Below are 19569 nucleotides of genomic sequence, written 5' to 3'. Positions count from 1 at the left end.
TCAGTCCCTCTCGCACACGAAGATCGCGGTGCCGGGGATCAGGTTGCCGCGCAGCGGCGACCAGCCGCCCCACTCCTGGCTGTTCCATTCGGGCCACTCCGGCTCGACCAGGTCGAGGAGGCGGAAGCCGCCCGCGACCACGTCACGGACGCGGTCGCCGATCGTGCGGTGGTGCTCCACGTACACGGCGCGGCCCTGCTCGTCCTGCTCGACGTAGGGGGTGCGGTCGAAGTAGGAGGCGGCGACGGACAGGCCCTCGGGCCCGGGCTCGTCGGGGAAGGCCCAGCGGATCGGGTGGGTGACGGAGAAGACCCAGCGGCCGCCGGGGCGCAGTACGCGGTGGACCTCGCGCATCACGTTCACGGGGTCGGCGACGAAGGGGACGGCGCCGTAGGCGGAGCAGGCGAGGTCGAAGGAGGCGTCGCGGAAGGGAAGCCTCCCGGCGTCGGCCTCCACCAGGGGTACGTCATCGCCGATGCGCAGGGCGTGCTGGAGCTGGCGGTGGGAGAGGTCGAGGGCGACCGCGCGGGCGCCCTGGGCGGCCAGCCAGCGCGAGCACTGGGCGGCGCCGGCGCCGATCTCCAGGACGTCCTTGTCCTTGAGGGAGGCCGCGGGGCCCAGGAGGGCGGCCTGTGCCTCGTCCAGTCCCTCGGGTCCCCACACGAAGCGGTCGTCGCCGAGGAAGGCCCCGTGCTCGCTCTGGTACTCGTCGGCATTGCGGTCCCACCAGCCCCGGCTCGCCCGGCTGCTCTCCGCTTCCCCGGCGACACGCCGGGTGGCCTCGGCGTCGTCCGGGGCGCCGCCGTCGGCTCCGTACGCTCCTTCGGGGGCGTGCTTGTCGTAGGACTCTTGGTTCATGGGGCCCGTCGTCGTAGTCTGCGAATAGGGAAGGAAGGGCCATCAGGGCCTTCCCGCCGAAGAATTGTGCCGGTTATCCGGCGATCCGCCCGGGGTGTGCGCCTTCGCGCATTGACCCTGTCCGGCTGCCCCCGTATGCTACAAGTTGCGCTGCGAGCCTGTGCTCCTCAGACCTAGCAGGCTGCGCTTGCATCTGTTGATGTCCCCTCGGTTTTCGAGGCCCCGCCGCTCTTCTGCGGATCGGGGGCCTCCTTGGCTGTCCGGTCTTCGGTGGATGCCGATAAGGGCTCCCGGCGTAGCAGTACCTACGACTTTCTGTCCGTAACCGGAGCCCTTTCCCACATGACGAGCAGCACCGAGACCACCGCCACCACTCCGCAGGTTGCGGTCAACGACATCGGCGACGCGGACGCGTTCCTCGCGGCGATCGACGAGACGATCAAGTACTTCAACGATGGCGACATCGTCGACGGCGTCATCGTCAAGGTTGACCGGGACGAGGTTCTCCTCGACATCGGTTACAAGACCGAAGGCGTCATCCCGAGCCGCGAGCTCTCGATCAAGCACGACGTCGACCCGAACGAGGTCGTCAAGGTCGGCGACGAGATCGAGGCCCTGGTTCTCCAGAAGGAGGACAAGGAAGGCCGCCTGATCCTCTCGAAGAAGCGCGCTCAGTACGAGCGTGCCTGGGGCACCATCGAGAAGATCAAGGAAGAAGACGGCATCGTCACCGGTACCGTCATCGAGGTCGTCAAGGGTGGTCTCATCCTCGACATCGGCCTCCGCGGCTTCCTGCCGGCCTCTCTCGTCGAGATGCGTCGTGTCCGCGACCTCCAGCCCTACGTGGGCAAGGAGCTCGAGGCGAAGATCATCGAGCTGGACAAGAACCGCAACAACGTGGTCCTGTCCCGCCGCGCCTGGCTCGAGCAGACCCAGTCCGAGGTTCGCCAGACGTTCCTCACCACCCTGCAGAAGGGTCAGGTCCGCTCCGGCGTCGTCTCCTCGATCGTCAACTTCGGTGCCTTCGTGGACCTGGGTGGCGTCGACGGTCTCGTCCACGTCTCCGAGCTGTCCTGGAAGCACATCGACCACCCGTCCGAGGTTGTCGAGGTCGGCCAGGAAGTCACCGTCGAGGTCCTCGACGTCGACATGGACCGCGAGCGTGTCTCCCTGTCGCTGAAGGCGACGCAGGAGGACCCGTGGCAGCAGTTCGCCCGGACCCACCAGATCGGTCAGGTCGTCCCGGGTAAGGTCACCAAGCTGGTTCCGTTCGGTGCGTTCGTCCGCGTGGACGAGGGCATCGAGGGTCTGGTCCACATCTCCGAGCTGGCCGAGCGCCACGTGGAGATCCCGGAGCAGGTCGTCCAGGTCAACGACGAGATCTTCGTCAAGGTCATCGACATCGACCTCGAGCGTCGCCGGATCTCGCTGTCGCTGAAGCAGGCCAACGAGTCCTTCGGTGCCGACCCGGCCTCGGTCGAGTTCGACCCGACCCTCTACGGCATGGCCGCGTCGTACGACGACCAGGGGAACTACATCTACCCCGAGGGCTTCGACCCGGAGACCAACGACTGGCTCGAGGGCTTCGACAAGCAGCGCGAGGCCTGGGAGACCCAGTACGCCGAGGCGCAGCAGCGCTTCGAGCAGCACCAGGCCCAGGTCATCAAGAGCCGCGAGGCCGACGAGGCCGCCGCTGCCGAGGGCGCTGCCGCCCCGGCCGCCGGTGCCGGCGCCGGTGCGGGCATCTCGGGTGGTTCGTACTCCTCGGAGTCGGACGAGACCTCCGGCGCCCTGGCGTCGGACGAGGCCCTGGCCGCGCTCCGCGAGAAGCTGGCCGGCGGCCAGAGCTGATCGCAGCGCATCACACCCAGGTGTGAGCTGAGCTGAAAAGTAAGGCCCGTCCCCTCAGGGGGGCGGGCCTTACTGCTGTTGCGGCGGGCCTCACCGCTGGCTCCCTCCGCGTGCGCCCGCTTCTTGCTCCGTGTCCCCTCCGCTTCTCCCTCCGCGTCCCCTGCCGCTGCCCCCGCCCCGTGTTGCTTTCCTGTGAAAGGGGCCAACTGGGGAATGGCGTGGCCGCCTTGGACGTTCTTGGCAGAGAACGCGGCGAGGAGGAGTGGTGACGGTGCTTGATCCGCAGGGGTTGTACGAATGGGACGCCAAGGGCCTGGCGGTGGCCGACCTGGCGCTGGCCCAGGACTCGGCCGGCCTGGTCATGCTCTACCACTTCGAGGGGTACATCGACGCGGGTGAGGCCGGGGAGCAGATCGTCGAGCGGCTCCTGGACACCCTGCCCCACCAGGTGGTGGCCCGCTTCGACGCGGACCGGCTGGTGGACTACCGGGCCCGGCGCCCGCTGCTCACCTTCCAGCGCGACCACTGGACCGAGTTCGAGGAGCCCCGGCTGGAGGTCCGCCTCGTCCAGGACGCCACCGGCGCGCCCTTCCTGCTGTTCTCCGGCCCCGAGCCGGACGTGGAGTGGGAGCGGTTCGCCGTCGCCGTCCGGCAGATCGTCGAGCGGCTCGGGGTCCGGCTCTCGGTCAACTTCCACGGCATCCCCATGGGCGTCCCGCACACCCGGCCCGTCGGCATCACCCCGCACGGCAACCGGACCGACCTCATGCCCGGCCACCGCAGCCCCTTCGACGAGGCGCAGGTACCCGGCAGCGCGGAGTCGCTGGTGGAGTTCCGCCTCGGCCAGGCCGGGCACGACGTCCTGGGCGTCGCCGCCCACGTACCGCACTACGTCGCCCGCTCCCCGTACCCGGACGCCGCGCTGACGGTGCTGGAGGCCATCACGGCGGCGACGGGCCTGGTCCTGCCGGCCGTGGCGCACGCGCTGCGCACCGAGGCGCACCGCACCCAGACGGAGATCGACCGGCAGATCCGGGAGGGCGACGACGAGCTGGTCACCCTCGTGCAGGGCCTTGAACACCAGTACGACGCGGCGGCCGGCGCCGAGACCCGCGGCAACATGATCGCCGAACCGGCCGAGATCCCCTCGGCGGACGAGATCGGCCGCGAGTTCGAGCGATTCCTGGCGGAACGCGAGGGCGAGAACTGACACCGGGGGTTCCGGCGGGCCCCGCCGGTCACGGCACGAGGCGGGCCGGGCCCGGTGTGATCGGTGAGCCGTCCCGGACACGGTCTAGGCTGCGGGCATGCTGAAAGTGGGCCTGACGGGCGGAATAGGTGCCGGCAAGAGCGAGGTCTCGCGGCTGCTGGCCGGGTACGGTGCGGTCCTCGTCGACGCCGATCGGATCGCGCGGGAGGTCGTCGAGCCGGGCACGCCCGGGCTCGCCGCCGTCGTCGCCGCGTTCGGCGAGGACGTGCTGACCGCCGAGGGGGCGCTCGACCGGCCCAGGCTGGGATCCATCGTGTTCGCCGACCCGGCCAAGCTCCAGACCCTCAACGCGATCGTGCACCCGCTGGTCGGGGCCCGGTCCGCCGAGCTGGAGGCCGCCGCGGGCCCCGACGCGATCGTGGTGCACGACGTACCGCTGCTCGCCGAGAACGGGCTGGCGCCGCTGTACGACCTCGTGGTCGTCGTGGACGCGGCCCCGCAGACGCAGCTGGCGCGGCTGACCGCGCTGCGCGGGATGACCGAGGACGAGGCGCGGGCCCGGATGGCCGCGCAGGCCACGCGCGAGCAGCGGCTCGCGGTGGCGAACCTCGTGATCGACAACGACGGTCCGCTGGAGGCACTGGAGCCGCAGGTGCGCAAGGTGTGGGCCGAGCTCACCGCGCGGGCCGTCGCCCGAGCGGCGGAAGCGGACGGAGCGGGCCCCGGGGCCTGACGTGCTCATGGAATAGCAGGTGCGCGGCGGGGCGTTGAACGCCCTCGTAGAGGGAAGGAACAGACCGTGTCCGACACCACGCCGCCGCCCCCGCCGTCCTCGTCCTCGCCGTCCGGCGCGGCGAGCCCGGAGACGCACGTCATCGACTACCGGGCCGCCGAGCAACTGCTGGCTGCACGCGACCCGCGCGGCGCCGTGAAACTGCTCGACTCGGTGATAGCCGCCCACCCGGAGAACACGGCGGCCCGGCTGCTGCGCGCCCGGGCCTTCTTCGCGGCCGCCCAACTGCGACCGGCGGAGCTGGAGTTCGAGCTGGTGCTGGAGCGGGAGCCGGACAACGCCTTCGCCCACTTCGCGCTGGCCCGCACCCGTCAGCGGTCCGGCCGGCCCGAGCAGGCGCGCAAGCACTTCCGGCTGGCCGCCGCCCTCGACCCCCAGCCGGAGTACCTGGCGGCGGCCGGGTTCGAGGACTAGGTCCTGTCCGGGCGGTCTTCGTGGATCAGCCCGCGTCGTCTGGTGCGGTGCATCGCGAGGCGGAGGATCGCAGCTCGTACTCGGCCGTACTCGCGCGGTCCGACAACGCGGCGAGGCGCCGTGCCGGGCGGCGCGGGCCCGCGAAGATCGCCCGGACAGGGCCTAGCGGCGGCCGGCTTCGACTGGTGGTGCCGTTCGGGCAGGGGCCGGGCGGTCAGCCGTGCGGGGGCTTGCGCGGAGGCTCGCGCGGGGGCTCGTACGGCGGGATGTCGGGGCCCGGCTGGTAGTGCGGGCCCTGGCGGATGTGGCGGATCACCACGGCCAGGTCCACGGCGGCCAGTACCGCGAGCACCCCGCAGGCCGCCGCCCACCCGGGACGGCCGGCCATCGAGAACGCGGCCGCCCCGCCGGCGGCCCAGATCAGCCCCCACAGACTCAGCCAGAACCGCAGCCGCAGCGGACTGCGGGCGGTCACCGGTTCGTTTCCGGAACGCATGGCTCGCCTCGGATCGCGCGAAGGTCCTCCGTTCCATGGTCCCACCGGGAGCGCCCGCGCGCGGCGGGTCAGGGGTTGAGCTTGTTCACGGCCTTGGTGGTGGTCTTCTTGAAATCGCCGACCGGGGCGTGCGACAGGTTGCCCATCTGGCCCCACTGGACGACGGTCACGGTCGACCCGTCCCGCCCGATGCCGAAGAGGTGCACGCTCGGCTCGGATTCGGGGATGGAGACGTGCACCGCGTAGACGTGCGCGCCCTCCTCGACGGGGAGCGTCCCGTAGTCCTGCCAGGAAGCCGTCCCGCCCGGGTTCGTGCGCAGCCAGTCGGCGGCGCAGGCCGCGACCTTGCGCTCCAGCGTGCCGGCGAGCTTGGTGGCCGCGGAGGCCGAGGCGGACCGTACGGAGACCTGTACGGCGCCGGTGTCGAACTCGGTGCCGAACTGGCGGTGCCAGCTGCCCGACGCCGGAAGAACCCCGTCCAGGCAGAACGGCGCGAACTCGGGCAGGCCCTTGGTGACCTCGCCGGCGTACCAGGGCGAGGTGGGGTGCGGCGGCAGGTCGGTGCCGTTGAGGAACCCCGGCGCGGTGGCGGCCGTAGCCGTGGTCGAGGCGGTGAGGACGAGGGCGGCCGCCGCGAGCAGGGCGGTGGTGAAGGTGGCGGCGGTACCGGAACGTCGGAACATGGTCGGTTCTCCCCAGTGGCTCAGCAGGACGCGTCTCAACAAGGCGTGTCAAAGGCGTGTCGTCGGTGCGGATGCTTACGCCAACAGCCTTCCCCCGGGCCGGGGTGTCGGACGACGGATCGCGGCGGATTCGGGACACTGGAATGGCCGTACGTGCTGTCACCTGGGGGAACACCCCCTGCATGGAACGCAGTCGTGGGACGGGGGAACGCCGTGGGTGTGGGTGTGGGTGTGGGTGCGGGTGTGGGCGCCGGCGGGGGCGGGGTCGGCGGCGGGAACGTGGGAGCGGGAGAGGGAGAGGGAGAGGCGCAGCGGTTCGCCCGGCTGATGCGGGAGCTGAAGGGGCGCGCCGGGCTGAGTTACGGGGTGCTGGCGCGCAAGCTGCACACGAGCACCTCGACCCTGCACCGCTACTGCAACGGGGAGGCCGTGCCGACGGAGTTCGCGGTGGTGGACCGCTTCGGGCGGCTCTGCGGTGCCTCGCCGGCCGAGGCGGTGGAACTGCACCGGGCGTGGCTGCTGGCGGACGCACGACGGCGTGCGGCGGCGCGTGCGGCGGCCCCGGGGGCCGGGGAGGTGCGGACGGCCACGGCACCTGGCGCGTCCGAGCCGGCACCGGCACCGGCACCGGCACGGGAGGGGGTGGAACCGGGGCCCGTCGCGGGGCCGGCTGCGGAGCCGGGGGCCGGGCGGGGCGTCGGGCTCGGGGCCGGGCGGGGCGCGGAGTCGGGGGCCGGGGCGGCGGCGGAGTCCGGGGCGGTCACGGCGGAGTCCGGGGCCGGGTCGGTCGCCGGGCCGGCCGGTGGGCCCGGCGCCGAGGCGGGTGCCGGCCGGGCCGCGGATTCGGAGCCGGAGCGGGTGGCCGGGCCCGTACGGGTGGACGTACCGGAGCGGGGCCGGCTGCCCTGGTACCGGCGGCGCGGGGCCGCGGTGGCCGTCGCCGGGGCGGCGGCGGGCGCGGTGGCCGTGGCGGTGCTGACGGCGGCCCTGCCCGAAGGGGGTACGCCGTCGGCCGGGACCGGGGCCGGCTCCAGCGCTTCGGCGGCGCCCACGGCATCCTCCCCGGCGGCGACGGGCGCCCCCGCGACGCGGACGCCGGCCACCGGAGCTGGCCCCTCGGCCCCGGCTTCCGCCCCCGCGTCGGCCTCGGCGTCGCCGTCCGGCGCGGGGCAGGTGCCCGTACCGCCGTCCGGCACGGAGCCCGGCGCCGAGCCCGGCCGGGGCCCCGCCACGGCGGCGCCGCTCCGGGCGGCCGTCCGGTCGCACGTGTGGGCCTTCGGCTGCGACCACGCCTACCTGGCCGAACAGGGCCCGGGGGCACTGCCCCCGCCGCCCGTGGAGGCGGACGCGCCCGCCTGGGCCTCCTCGCAGCGCGCGGTGCACGCGGGGACGCAGATCGTGGAGATCACCCTGCACGGCACGGGCCCGGGCGCCGTGGTCCTGGAGGACCTGGAGGTACGGGTCGCCGCCCGGCGCACCCCGCCGGCCTGGAACGTCTACCAGATGTCCCAGGGCTGCGGCGGGGCCATCACCCCGGCCGGGTTCGCGGTCAACCTGGACGCCTCGCGTCCGCTCGCCCGGCCCGTCTCCGGGAGCGACGGCGGCGCGGCCGTCCCCGCCCCTTCCTTCCCGTTGCGGGTCTCGGCGGCGGAGCCGGTGGTGCTGCGGGTGGAGGCCGCCACCAAGGCCTGTGACTGCGACTGGGTACTCGACCTGCGCTGGACCGGGCCCTCCGGTTCCGGCACCCTGCGGATCGACGACAACGGCCGGCCGCTGCGCACGAGCGGCACGACGGGCCGTCCGGTCTACGGCTACGCGACGGAACAGGGCCGCTGGGCACGCTGAGACGGCGGAGGTATGCCCAGGTCAGCGGCGTTGTCAGTGCCCGGACCTAGACTCGGTGCAGAGGAGATCCGCAGCGACCGGGGGAGGGGGGACACCATGACACAGCCGTCGCAGTGGCCGTCGTCGCCGTCGCCGTCGCCGTCGCCGTCGCAGTCGTCGCCATCGCCATCGTCGTCGTCACAGCCGCGGGCGACCGACGCCGCCCGCGCGCTGCTGCGCCATGCCGCCGTCTTCCTGCCCGCCGCCGTCCCCCGTGAGGGACGCATAGCCTTCTGGGCGCCCGACGGGGACGCGCTGCCCGCTGCGGGCACGCCGTCGCCGCTCACCGTCGTACGCCCGCACGGCGACGGGGTCCGCAGCCGGAGCGTGCCCGCCGTGACCTTCTCCGTCGCCGATGCCCTGCCCCTGCTCGCCCGGGCGCCCCGCAGCCCCGCCGCGCATCCCGCCACCCGGGCCTGGGGCACGGCCGCCGTCCAGGCGCTCACCCTGGCCGCCCGGGGCCGGCTGCTGCCCGGCCTCACCCCCGAGGGTGTCGACGCCTGGCGCGCCGGGCCGCTCGACGCCGCCGACGTAGACCACCTCCGGGCGGTCGCCGCCGCGCTGCCGCACGAGGGGTACGCGACGCCGCTGCCCGGGCGCCGCCCCCTCCAGCTGCCCGAACCGGAGGCGCTGGTCCGCGCGTTCCTCGACGCCGTGGCCGACACCCTGCCGCGTACCCCGGCCGCTCCGGTGGCCGCCGGCCGGCCCTTCGCCGCGCGGGAGGCGCAGCAGGTGCCCCGGATGGCGGACTGGGCCGCGCAGGTCGCGGCCGGCGCCGACACCGGCGTGGGGATCTCGCTGCGGCTCGACCTGTCGTCCTTCCGCCTCTTCGACGGGCCCGAGGAAGACACCGGGCCCGCGGAGGACGTCCGGCGGGCCGGAGCCGCCGTCGTCCAGGTGCACAGCCTCGCCGACCCCACCCTGGTCACCGACGCAGGGCTGCTGTGGGCGGGAGCGGCCGCCGCCGGGTTCGGTCCCCGCGCCCGGATCGACGCCGTGCTCGCGCTGCGGCGCGCCGCGCGGGTCTGGCCGCCCCTGCTGCGGCTGCTGGACCAGCCGGCCCCCGATGTCCTCGCCCTGTCGGACCCGGAGCTCGAAGACCTGCTGGGCGCGGCCGCGAACCGGCTGGCGGCCGCCGGGGTCCTGGTCCACTGGCCGCGCGAGCTCGCCCGTACGCTCTCCGCGACCGCCGTCGTACGGTCCACCGCGCCCGGGTCCGCGACCGACGGCACCGCCTTCTTCGACGCCGGGCACCTCTTCGCCTTCTCCTGGGAGCTGGCCCTCGGCGGGGACCGGCTCACCCCGGGGGAGATGGACGCCCTGGCTCAGGCCCACCGGCCCGTCGTACGGCTGCGGGACCAATGGGTGCGGGTCGATCCCGAGCTGGTGCGCAAGGCGCGCAAGCGGGAGCTGGGCCTCCTGGACCCGGTGGACGCGCTGGCCGTCGCCCTCTCGGGCACCGCCGAGGTCGACGGAGAGCCGGTCGAGGCGGTCCCGGTGGGGGCCCTGGCCGCCCTGCGCGAGCGGCTGACGGGGGAGCTGACTCCGCTTGCGCAGCCCGCCGCGCTGAAGGCCACCCTGCGCGACTACCAGGCCCGCGGTCTGGCCTGGCTGGACCTGATGACCTCGCTCGGGCTCGGCGGCTGCCTCGCCGACGACATGGGCCTCGGCAAGACCGTCACCCTGATCGCCCTGCACCTGCACCGGGACCGGCCCGAGCCGACGCTCGTCGTGTGCCCCGCGTCCCTGCTGGGCAACTGGCAGCGGGAGATCGAGAGGTTCGCGCCCGGGGTGCCGGTGCGCCGATTCCACGGCGGCACCCGCAGCCTGGCCGGGCTCGACGGCGGTTTCGTCCTCACCACCTACGGCACGATGCGGGCCAGCGCCCCCCGGCTGGCCGGGCAGGCCTGGGGCATGGTCGTCGCCGATGAGGCCCAGCACGTCAAGAACCCGCACTCGGCGACCGCGAAGGCGCTGCGCACGATCCCCGCGCCCGCCCGGGTGGCCCTGACCGGTACCCCGGTGGAGAACAACCTCTCCGAGCTGTGGGCGCTCCTCGACTGGACCACGCCCGGTCTGCTGGGCCCGCTCACCGCCTTCCGGGCCCGCCACGCCCGCCCGGTGGAGCACCAGCAGGAGGAGGACGGGGGCAACGAGGCGGCGGTTGCCCGACTGGCCGCGCTCGTACGGCCGTTCCTGCTGCGGCGCAAGAAGTCCGACCCCGGCATCGCGCCCGAGCTGCCGCCGAAGACGGAAACCGATCACCCGGTCTCGCTGACGCGCGAGCAGGCCTCCCTCTACCAGGCCGCGGTGGACGAGGCGATGGCCGTGATCGGGGCGAGCGAGGGCATCGAGCGGCGCGGCATGATCATGAAGCTGCTGGCCTCGCTGAAGCAGATCTGCAACCACCCCGCGCAGTACTTGAAGGAGGAGCAGCCGAGGATCCCGCACCGCTCGGGCAAACTCGCCCTGCTGGACGAGCTCCTGGACACGATCCTCGCCGAGGACGGCTCGGTGCTGGTCTTCACCCAGTACGTGACGATGGCCCGGCTCATCGAGCAGCACCTGTCGGCCAGGGGGATCTCCCACCAGCTCCTGCACGGCGGGACGCCGGTGCCGCGCCGCGAGGAGCTCGTGGACCGCTTCCAGGCTGGCGAGGTCCCCGTCTTCCTGCTGTCGCTGAAGGCCGCGGGCACCGGGCTGAACCTGACCAGGGCCGGCCATGTCATCCACTTCGACCGCTGGTGGAACCCGGCGGTCGAGGAGCAGGCCACCGACCGCGCGTACCGGATCGGCCAGACCCAGCCCGTGCAGGTGCACCGGATCATCGCCGAGGGCACGGTCGAGGACCGGATCGCCGAGATGCTGGAGGCGAAGCGGGCACTGGCCGATGCCGTCCTCGGCTCCGGCGAGTCGGCGCTGACCGAGCTCACCGACCGGGAGCTGGCCGACCTCGTCTCCCTGCGGAGGCCCGAATGATCACGGCGAAGGACGACCGGCGCCGCACCTTCGAGACCGTGCCCGCCGGAGCGGAGGCGGTGAGCTGGTGGGGCCGGGCCTGGGTGTCGGCGCTGGAGGAGGTCTCCCGTGACGCCGCCCGCCTGGCCCGGGGCCGTACGTACGCGGAGGGGGGCCACGTCGATGCGGTCACCGTCACCCCGGGCCGGATCGTGGCGTACGTGCGGGGCAGCCGGCCCCGCCCCTACCGCACCGAACTGGTCCTGCCCGCCTTCCCGGACGCGCAGTGGAGCGAACTCCTGGAGGTGGTCGCGGCCGATCCCGCGGCGCTCGCCGCCCTGCTGGAGCGGGAGGTCCCGCGGAGCCTCGCGGACACCGTCCTGCCCCGCGCCGGCGAGCTCGTCCCGCGCTGCTCCTGCCCGGACGTGGCGCGTCCGCCGTGCAAGCACGCGGCGGCCCTCTGCTACCGGGCCGCCCGGCTCCTGGACGAGGACCCGTTCGTCCTGCTGCTCGTACGCGGCCGCGGCGAGCGGGAGCTGCTGGAGGAGCTCACCCGCCGCAACGCCGCCCACGCCGCGCGGGAGCGCCCCGGCAGCACACCGGACCTCCCCGGGGTCCCGGCCCGCGCCGCGCTCGCCCGTACCGGTCTGCCCCTGCTGCCGGCCCCCCTCGCCGCGCCTGCCGCCGCGGGGCTTCCTCCCGCCTACCCGGCCGACCCTGCCGCCCCGGATCCGCTGGCCCTGGACCAGCTCGCCTCCGACGCCGCCGCCCGCGCCTTCGCCCTGCTGACCACCGCCGAGGACCCGATCGCCGGGCTCACCCTCTGGCAGGACGCCGTCCGGCTGGCCTCCGCGCATCACACGGCCGGGCTCACGGGAGCCGCCCGAGCCCTGTACCGCGACCTGGCCCACGCCACCGGCCGCAGCACCACCGACCTGGCCCGCGCCGCCGCGGCCTGGCGCCAGGGCGGCCGCCCGGCCCTCGCCGCCCTCGAAGAGCCGTGGGACCCCCCGGCGGGCCCCTTCGACCGGGCCCGCCCGGTGCTCCTCGCCGCGGCCCAGGGCTCCTTCCGTCCCGAGCGCAACCGCCTCACGGCCGCGACCCGCCAACTCCGCCTCGGCCGCGACGCCCTCTGGTACGCCTACGAGTCCCGCCCGGACGACGAGGACTGGTGGCCCACGGGCCGCCCCTCCCCGAACCCCCTCACGGCGCTCGGATCCTGAAAAGCCGGTGACGTCCGCGGACCTTGTTCTCCGGGCAAGGGGTCGCCTTATCCGGGCAGTTCGGCCGCCCAGCGCGTCAACGTGGTGAAGTCGCGGTCGCGCAGGCCGTGGCGGGGGCGGATGCGCAGGAGGAGTGCGGGGGACGGGTGGTGGGCCGCGACCCAGGCGCGGTCGAGGGGGGTGATCATGTCGTCGACCCAGGCGAAGGGGCGGCCGGCCGCCCAGTCGACGAGGGGGCGGGTCTTCCACGACAGGCCTTCCGGGTCGCGGGCGAAGAGTTCCGGCCAGTCGACGACGGGGAGATCGCCGGGAAGGCCGATGTGCGGGGCGATCAGGGTGTTGGCCTGGTGCGTCCAGGCCGTGGCCCAGGTGAGGTCGAAGGGCAGTGCCTGCAACCGGGCGCCGTGGGACGGGTGGAGGCGCACCCGCGCGCCGCGCCGGGCGCTGCGGGACAGGGGGTCGCGGTAGGAGAGCCAGACGTCCGGGTGCATCCGGTGGCTCGTGTATCCCCGGAGACCGGCGAAGAGGGACCGGAACGGGTTCAGGGGGCCGTCCACGTCGAGGAGGAGCAGCGGGCGAGCAGTCATGAAATAGGCAGTACCCAGTACACGATGGAGTGAAATGCCTACCGGCTCTATAACCCGAACGGGTTCAGCGCGTTGTCTCCGGTACGGGTGCAACGCCCGGGAACCTCTTCGGAAGGCAGGAAATCTGATGCGTCACAGTCGTCGGAATGGCTTGATCGCGGCGGTGGTTGCGGGAGGCGGACTGGCGGTCGCGGGCGTGAGCGGACTCGCCTACGCCGATGCGGACGCGGCCGGTGCGGCCGAGCGGTCGCCGGGGCTGCTGTCGGGAAATCTGGTGCAACTGCCCGTGCACGCCCCGGTGAACGTGTGCGGGAACACCGTGAGCGTGGTCGGCTTGCTCAACTCCGCCGCCGGGAACCGCTGTACCAACGAGACGCCGAAGGGCGGCGGGCATCACGGGCCGAAGCCCTCGCAGCCGTCGTCCCATTCCGCCCACCCGTCGAAACCCGGCACGGGCCACGGCTCGGGCAACCGAGGTGGGGCAGCCGCTCATGGGCGCGGAAAGGATTCACCTGGGCTGCTGTCCGGCAACGGGCTCCAGCTCCCGGTCGAGGTCCCGCTGAACATCAGCGGGAACGCGGTGAGCGTCGTCGGGGTCGGCAACAGCTCCAGCGGCAACACCTCCGTCAACGGCGAGGTGCCGAGCGGCGGGAAGCCGCCCCAGCCGCCCGTCGCCGAACGGCCGGTGACCTCGCCGCCGGCGCCGCCGCGCCACACCGAGGCACTCGCCCAGACCGGAGCCGACGGCCTCGCCTACCTGCTCCCCGGCGGCGGGGCACTGCTGCTCGGCGGCGCCTTCCTCTATCGGCGCTTCCGCCCGGCGGCGCAGTAACCCGGCGACGCACCAGCCCCGGGGACGCACCAGCCCCGGCGCCGCACCAGCCCCGGAGGGTCAGGCCCGACAGGTCAGGCCCGGTGGATCACGGTGCGTCGGGTCCGGCGGGTCAGGCCCGGAGGGTCGGTCCGGTGCGTCGGGTTCTACTCCTGCGCGTCGGGTCCGGCGGGCTCGGACGTGGTACGTCAGGGCCGGGGCGGTACCGGGCGCCAGCTGTCCAGGACGGCGTCGATCCGCGCGGCGAGCCGGGCGCGGGCGGCGAAGCGCGGGACACCGGCCATCAGCAGGGCGTCGTACTCGGTGTCGGTGTGCCGCACGGCCGCCCGGACCGCGTACGAGACCGCGAGTTCGTCGAGGGCCCGGCCGGCCGCGCTGCGGCCCACCCGGCCGCTGCCGCGCACCGAGGCATGGGTGGCGATCGCCACGGCCCGATCGGCCGGGCACCCGGGGAACAGCCGTACTATCTCGGCGGCGAAGGCCGCCGTGAACCGGGTGTCCTCGGCCGCGCGGCGCAGCCGGTCGCGCTCCCGGCGCCGGGCCCGCGCCTCCGCGTCCGCGAGGCACGCCCGCTCGGCCCGGGCCAGGGCGGCATCCTCGACGAGGATCCCCTGACGCTCGTACCGGCGGCGGCGCCGGTTGAAGCGGACGACGACCGCGGACAGCGAACTCGCCTCACGGGAGCGCCGGGTGAGCGCGGCGTCCCCGCGCGGAAGGTAGACCAGGTGGCCGAGATCCGCGCAGTCCAGGCAGCGCGGCACGCCCGCCTCGCGCACGAGGTGCCGCAGCGGACCGTGCCGGCACTCCGCGCAGTGGATCTGCTTCGCTGACTCGAAGACGACCAGGCTCATACAGGTGTGATACCGCCGAAGGAGCCTCATATCACCTGGTGGGGAAGGGCGGTTGTTGTTTCACCAACTCTTCCTCGAAGCCGTACTGTCCTTCTACGGTGTGGCTGGTGGACGACGGCCGGTCCACCGAGGAGGGCACATGCAGGGACAGCAGGCGACGGTACGACCGGCGAGGTCACGCGCCGTCTCCGCTCCGGCCGGCCGGGAGATCGTCATAGCGCCGGGCGGCTGCACGGGCTGGCACTACCACCGGGTGCGGCTGGACGCCGTCGTCCTGGCGGGGACGCTGACCCGCGTCCTGCACGACCGCACGGTCGAGGTGCACCGGGCGGGGACCACCTTCGTGGAACCCGCGGGCATCGGGCACGTCCACCTGGGCCACAACCTCGGCACCGACCCGGTCGTGCTCTACGTGACCCCGGCGCTCCCCGAGGGAACCCCCTTCGCCATACCCACCCCGCCCCCCTCCGGGGCCACGCCGGCGGTATGCCAGGAACACGCCGCCTGACGCCGCGCGGCCCCGTACCCTGGCCCCCGGCCCCGGCCCCGGCCCCGGCCCCCGCACCCCGGCCCGGCACCCGGGTCCCGCACCCCGGTCCCGCCCCCGGCTCACACCAGTCGGCGTATCTCCCCGCGCACCCGGTAGAAGCCCCCCGAGGCCGCGTGCAGCCCGTCCACGACGTACCGGGCCCCGGCCTCCCGGATCCCGCGCGGGAACTGCACGTTCCAGGCGGGCTCGAACCCGGCCGACACCACCTGGACCCGCATCCGGCCGCCCTGCTGGACGCACTCCACCACCACGCCGCCCGCCGGCGCCGCGGCCACCGACACCGTCGCCACCGCCGAGGCGGACGCCGCCGGGGTGAACACCGGCAGCGCCGCCGCCGACTTGACGTCCATCGCCGTCGGCACCGAACCCTGCTGCGCCGCCGCGATCGCCTGCTCGCTCGCGTCCACGCACACCAGCGAACCATCGGTCGTGACCAGGTAAAGCCGTCCGTCGAGGTACTGCATGGACAGCGCCGAACCGCTGCCCGTGCCCAGCTTCCACAACCGCTGCCCGTCGGCGTCGAAGCAGTACACCGAGGAGGAGAGGTCGCCCGCGAAGACGTGCCGGCCGTCCGGCGAGGTCGCGCACGAGTACACCGCCGCGTCGCACCGGTAGGTGGCCTCCACCGCGCCGGTCGCCTTCGACAGCCGCTGCACGGTGTTGCGCCCGGTGCCCGCGTACACCGCGTGCTCCTCCTGCCAGCCGAACAGCACCGAGCCGTTGGTCGCCGTGTGCCACAACTCCCCGCTGCCGTCGGGGGCGTACGCCGTGACCCCCTGGCTGTGCCCGTGGTAGACACCGTCCGCGTCCGCCCGGACCATCCACGCGTTGGTGCCCGCCGAGCGCCGCGACCACTGGAACTCGTCCTCGTGGTCGATGACCGTCAGTCCGCCGTTGCGGTCGGCCACGTTCAGCACGCCCTCGCGGATGTCGAGCCAGAAGATGTCCACGTCCGCCGCGATGTCGTACGCGCCGAACGGCACCTTCGAGGACAGGTCGTACACCGTGCCGTCGTCGCAGCCCGCGTATATCCAGAACTCGTCCGCCACCAGGCACTTCACCCCGTCCGGCAGGGAGTACCGGGCCAGCACCTCACCGCCGTGGCTCAGCGTGTAGACGTCGCCCGCCTGGTTGCCGACCCAGCAGCGGTCCTCGTCCACATGGATCCCGAAGGCCGCGGAGCCGGTGCGGAAGCGCCACAGCACGGGGGCCACCGCGCGCGCCGTCGACGGCGCCGACGTGACCTGACGGCGGGTCACCGACCGCGCCGCGCGCTGCCCGCGCACGGCCGGGGCGTACCCCTTGCGGACCTTCTCGCCGATCTTCTTCGCGGCCGCCGCCCTCGCCTTCTCGGCGGTCGGGAAGGAAGAGCTCTGCAGGGCCCCGGCCGCGCCGATGCGCCCGTACCGCACGGAGACCGCGGTGCCGTCCACGGTCACCTCGTAGAACTTGTGCGCTCCGCCGCCATCCTGCGAAAGCTCCAGATACGTCGTCTCCCGAGCCATGACAGACCCCTCCCCGAAGGCCGGTCCACCGGCGCCCTTTCCGCCGGTGATCCCTCGTGAAAGACGCTACGGGCCACCACTGACAATGGGCTGGTGCAGCTGGAAGCGATCACATGGCAGCGGATGGCCGAGCGGCTCGCCGGTCACCTCGACGACCACGCCCCCGCCCCCGGAGAGGCCGCCTGGCAGCGGGTGGGCATCGACGGGGCGCCCGCCGCCGGCACCGGCGTGCTCGCCGGGCACCTGGCCGATGAGCTGCGGCTGCGCGGCCGGGCGGCCCTTGTGGTCGCGGCCGGGGGGTTCCTGCGACCGGCCTCGCTGCGCTACGAGTTCGGCCGCGAGGACGTGGACACCTACCTCGGCGGCTGGTACGACACGGCTGCCCTCTGGCGCGAGGTGTTCGGCCCCACGGACCCCGGCGGCACCGGCCGGGTACTGCCCGACCTGTGGGACCCGGTCACCGACCGCGCGACCCGCAGCCCGTACGCCGAACTCCCGCCGGGCTCCGTGGTGATCGTGCACGGCCCGCTGCTGCTGGGCCACTGGTTCCCCTTCGACCTCAGCGTCCACATCAGCCTCTCCCCTGGGGCACTCGCCCGCCGCACCGAGGAGTCCGCGCGCTGGACGCTGCCCGCCTTCGCCCGCTACGAGGCCGACACCGACCCGGCGTCGACCGCCGACGCGGTGGTCCGGGCCGACGACCCCCGCCATCCCGCCTGGAGCGGCCTCCGCAGCCGGTAGCGGCCTCTCCGGCCTCTCCGGCCCCTCGGCCCGGCGGGAGCGGCGGGTGCGGCTGCCGGGCTCGTCCTACGGCCTGCCGCCCAGCCGGGTTATCGCCTGGGCCGCCGCCCGGCAGCCCGCCCGCGCCGCTTCCGCCGGGGCCGCGCCCGCCAGCCGGGCCGCGAGGAACCCGCCGGTGAACGCGTCCCCGGCGCCCGTGGAGTCCACCGCCTCGGCCGGTTCCGCGGCCACCTCGGCGGTGACCCGGCCCTCCTCGGCGACCAGCGCCCCGGCCGCACCCCGGGTCATCACCACCAGCGGCACCCGCCGGCTCAGCTCCGCCGCCGCCCGCGCCGCCCCCGCGGGCTCCGGCAGCCCGGCCAGCAGCCGGGCCTCGTCCTCGTTGGGCAGCAGTACGCCGGCCCCCGCGACGGAGTCGAGGAAGCGCCGCGGCCCCAGCGTCACCAGGAACCCGGCCGAGGCGGGGTCCACGCTCACCGGCACCCCCCGCGCCCGGGCCGCCCGCAGGGCGACGAGGGCCAGCTCCCGGCTGCTGTCGGCGAAGAACAGGTAGCCGGAGAGGTGCAGATGGGCCGCCCCGTCCAGCAGGGACGGGCTCCAGTCGGCGGGAGAGAGCCGCAGCGAGGCCCCGCTGTCCGTCAGGAAGGTCCGCTCCGCGTCCTTGCCGACCAGCGCCACGACCGTCCCCGTGGGCTCCTGCGCGTCGATCACCAGTCGCGGCCGCACCCCCGCCTCCTCCAGCGCCCGCTCGTGCCACCGCGCGGACTCGGCGCCCACCCGCGCGAGGAGCCGTACCTCCGGCGCCCCCGTACGGGCCGCCCAGCAGGCCGCGTTGGCACCCGCGCCGCCCGGCAGCGTGCGGATCCGGGCGGCCGTGTCGGTGGCCGGGGCCAGCGGCTCCGGATGCACCGCCACCACGTCCGTCACCACGTCCCCGACGACCAGCAGCGCCCCCGTCCCGCTCATGCCCGCTCCGCCCAGGCCCCCGCGATCCGGGCCCCGAGCCGCACGTTGCCCCGTACCGCCGCCAGGTTCGCCTCCAGCGAGGCCCCGCCGGTCGCCCGTACCAGGAACCCCAGCAGGAACGGGGTCACCGCCTGCCCCGTGATCCCCTGCTCGCGGCAGGCGGCGAGCGCCTCGGCCAGCACCCGGTCGTGGAGTTCCGGATCCAGCTGCTCCGCCTCCGCCACCGGGTTGGCCACCAGCAGCGCCGACTCCGGTCCGCCCAGCGCGTCCTGAGCGGCCATCACCGCCGCGACCTCCTCGGGCCGGTCCACGCTCCAGTCCACCGGCTCCCCGGAATCGGCCAGGTAGAAGCCGGGGAACCGGCGCGTCCGGTACCCCAGCACCCCCACCCCCAGCGTCTCCAGCCGTTGCAGGGTGGCCGGTACGTCCAGGATCGACTTCACCCCCGCGCACACCACCGTGATCCGGGTCCGCGCCAGCAGCGAGAGGTCCGCCGACTCGTCCTGCGTCTGCGCCCATTCCCGGTGTACGCCGCCCAGCCCGCCCGTGGCGAAGACCCGCAGCCCCGCCCGCGCCGCCAGGAAGGCCGTCGCGGACACCGTCGTGGCCCCGGTCGCCCCCGTGGCGAGCGCGGGCGCCAGATCCCGGTGGCCGAGCTTGCGCACGCCCTCGCCGCCCGCGATCCGCTCCAGCTGCGCCTTGTCGAGTCCCGCGTACGCGACCCCGTCCACCACCGCGATCGTCGCCGGAACGGCTCCCTCCGCCCGGACCAGCGCCTCCAGTTCCCCGCCCACCGCCAGATTGCGGGGGCGGGGCAGACCGTGGGCGATGATCGTCGACTCCAGGGCCACGACGGGGCGCCGCATGGCGAGCGCCTCACGTACCTCTTCCGACAGGACCGGGACCTCACTTGCTGTGTGCTGTGACATGTCCCCATCCATGGCACCGGATCCGCGCCCCCAAACGCGCTCCCGCCCCACCCGCCCCAAGGTGTCCGAGTAGCGTCGCCCCAGGGACCCGCGCGCCGTCTACGACGAGCGGGCCGGCCGCTACGACCTCCCGTACGAGGACCGGGACGCGAGCACCGCCCCGCCAGGCTGTTCTGCGCCGACAACGCCCCGCCGCACCTGCTGACGGCCCAGGACGTGCACACCGCGCTGGCCGGAA

Annotated in this window: 18 protein-coding genes; 10 read left to right on the top strand and 8 right to left on the bottom strand. The window is 74.3% G+C overall.

Going from position 1 to position 19569, the window contains the following annotated elements; translation table 11 throughout:
• Positions 1–858, bottom strand: coding sequence for a class I SAM-dependent methyltransferase (locus AB0D94_RS13245; RefSeq protein ID WP_362050272.1), 858 nt, complete (start codon positions 856–858; stop codon positions 1–3).
• A 342-nt stretch (positions 859–1200) separates the two neighbouring features.
• On the opposite strand from AB0D94_RS13245, the gene rpsA reads away from it, so the two are divergent.
• The 4 genes from rpsA to AB0D94_RS13225 all read left to right on the top strand — a co-directional run bounded on the left by rpsA (position 1201) and on the right by AB0D94_RS13225 (position 5126).
• Positions 1201–2709 (top strand): 30S ribosomal protein S1, encoded by a 1509-nt coding sequence (gene rpsA, locus AB0D94_RS13240; protein WP_362050269.1) that lies wholly within the window; start codon positions 1201–1203, stop codon positions 2707–2709.
• Between the two features lie 271 nt (positions 2710–2980).
• Positions 2981–3919, top strand: coding sequence for a PAC2 family protein (locus AB0D94_RS13235; protein WP_266938902.1), 939 nt, complete (start codon positions 2981–2983; stop codon positions 3917–3919).
• A 97-nt stretch (positions 3920–4016) separates the two neighbouring features.
• A complete protein-coding gene (gene coaE / locus AB0D94_RS13230) occupies positions 4017–4652 on the top strand; it encodes a dephospho-CoA kinase (protein ID WP_362050266.1) in 636 nt (211 codons plus the stop codon).
• Between the two features lie 66 nt (positions 4653–4718).
• A complete protein-coding gene (locus tag AB0D94_RS13225) occupies positions 4719–5126 on the top strand; it encodes a tetratricopeptide repeat protein (RefSeq protein WP_362050263.1) in 408 nt (135 codons plus the stop codon).
• Positions 5127–5340: 214 nt separating this feature from the next.
• Here the strand turns inward: AB0D94_RS13225 and AB0D94_RS13220 are convergent, their stop codons facing one another.
• On the bottom strand, positions 5341–5622 hold the full coding sequence (locus AB0D94_RS13220; RefSeq protein WP_362050260.1) for a DUF6343 family protein: 282 nt from the start codon (positions 5620–5622) through the stop codon (positions 5341–5343).
• Positions 5623–5690: 68 nt separating this feature from the next.
• Complete coding sequence (locus tag AB0D94_RS13215) at positions 5691–6305, bottom strand: hypothetical protein (RefSeq protein WP_362050257.1); 615 nt, start codon at positions 6303–6305, stop codon at positions 5691–5693.
• A 195-nt stretch (positions 6306–6500) separates the two neighbouring features.
• Between AB0D94_RS13215 and AB0D94_RS13210 the strand changes: the two genes are divergently transcribed.
• From AB0D94_RS13210 to AB0D94_RS13200, 3 genes are all read left to right on the top strand, one after another.
• The gene (locus AB0D94_RS13210) at positions 6501–8150 is read left to right on the top strand and encodes a helix-turn-helix transcriptional regulator (protein WP_362050254.1); all 1650 of its coding nucleotides are present in this window, start codon (positions 6501–6503) and stop codon (positions 8148–8150) included.
• A 96-nt stretch (positions 8151–8246) separates the two neighbouring features.
• Complete coding sequence (locus AB0D94_RS13205; RefSeq protein WP_362050251.1) at positions 8247–11168, top strand: SNF2-related protein; 2922 nt, start codon at positions 8247–8249, stop codon at positions 11166–11168.
• On the top strand, positions 11165–12370 hold the full coding sequence (locus tag AB0D94_RS13200; RefSeq protein ID WP_362050248.1) for an SWIM zinc finger family protein: 1206 nt from the start codon (positions 11165–11167) through the stop codon (positions 12368–12370). Before AB0D94_RS13205 ends, AB0D94_RS13200 begins: the two co-directional genes overlap by 4 nt.
• A gap of 47 nt (positions 12371–12417) precedes the next feature.
• Here AB0D94_RS13200 and AB0D94_RS13195 read toward each other — a convergent pair whose 3' ends face one another.
• Positions 12418–12957, bottom strand: coding sequence for a hypothetical protein (locus tag AB0D94_RS13195; RefSeq protein WP_362050245.1), 540 nt, complete (start codon positions 12955–12957; stop codon positions 12418–12420).
• Between the two features lie 196 nt (positions 12958–13153).
• Between AB0D94_RS13195 and AB0D94_RS13190 the strand changes: the two genes are divergently transcribed.
• Positions 13154–13789 carry a chaplin gene (locus AB0D94_RS13190; protein WP_362050242.1) on the top strand — a complete coding sequence of 212 codons (636 nt, stop codon included), beginning with the start codon at positions 13154–13156 and terminating at the stop codon, positions 13787–13789.
• A gap of 188 nt (positions 13790–13977) precedes the next feature.
• Here the strand turns inward: AB0D94_RS13190 and AB0D94_RS13185 are convergent, their stop codons facing one another.
• Complete coding sequence (locus AB0D94_RS13185) at positions 13978–14640, bottom strand: DUF2293 domain-containing protein (protein ID WP_362050239.1); 663 nt, start codon at positions 14638–14640, stop codon at positions 13978–13980.
• A 139-nt stretch (positions 14641–14779) separates the two neighbouring features.
• Here AB0D94_RS13185 and AB0D94_RS13180 point away from each other — a divergent pair, with 139 nt between their 5' ends.
• A complete protein-coding gene (locus AB0D94_RS13180; RefSeq protein ID WP_362050236.1) occupies positions 14780–15148 on the top strand; it encodes a cupin domain-containing protein in 369 nt (122 codons plus the stop codon).
• 101 nt (positions 15149–15249) lie between these two features.
• Here the strand turns inward: AB0D94_RS13180 and AB0D94_RS13175 are convergent, their stop codons facing one another.
• Positions 15250–16695, bottom strand: coding sequence for a WGR domain-containing protein (locus AB0D94_RS13175; RefSeq protein ID WP_362050233.1), 1446 nt, complete (start codon positions 16693–16695; stop codon positions 15250–15252).
• 93 nt (positions 16696–16788) lie between these two features.
• Between AB0D94_RS13175 and AB0D94_RS13170 the strand changes: the two genes are divergently transcribed.
• A complete protein-coding gene (locus tag AB0D94_RS13170; protein WP_362050230.1) occupies positions 16789–17436 on the top strand; it encodes a uridine kinase in 648 nt (215 codons plus the stop codon).
• Positions 17437–17502: 66 nt separating this feature from the next.
• On the opposite strand, the gene AB0D94_RS13165 is transcribed toward AB0D94_RS13170, so the two are convergent.
• On the bottom strand, positions 17503–18402 hold the full coding sequence (locus tag AB0D94_RS13165; protein ID WP_362050227.1) for a PfkB family carbohydrate kinase: 900 nt from the start codon (positions 18400–18402) through the stop codon (positions 17503–17505).
• Positions 18399–19331, bottom strand: coding sequence for a pseudouridine-5'-phosphate glycosidase (locus tag AB0D94_RS13160; protein WP_362050224.1), 933 nt, complete (start codon positions 19329–19331; stop codon positions 18399–18401). The genes AB0D94_RS13165 and AB0D94_RS13160 overlap by 4 nt, the downstream gene beginning before the upstream one ends.
• Positions 19332–19569 lie beyond the last annotated feature (238 nt).

Origin of the sequence: Streptomyces sp. NPDC048255, from assembly GCF_040652415.1 — a bacterium.
Classification (GTDB): Bacteria; Actinomycetota; Actinomycetes; order Streptomycetales; family Streptomycetaceae; genus Streptomyces.
Note: the sequence above shows the minus strand (reverse complement) of the source record. Positions and strands in the feature narration are given on the sequence as shown.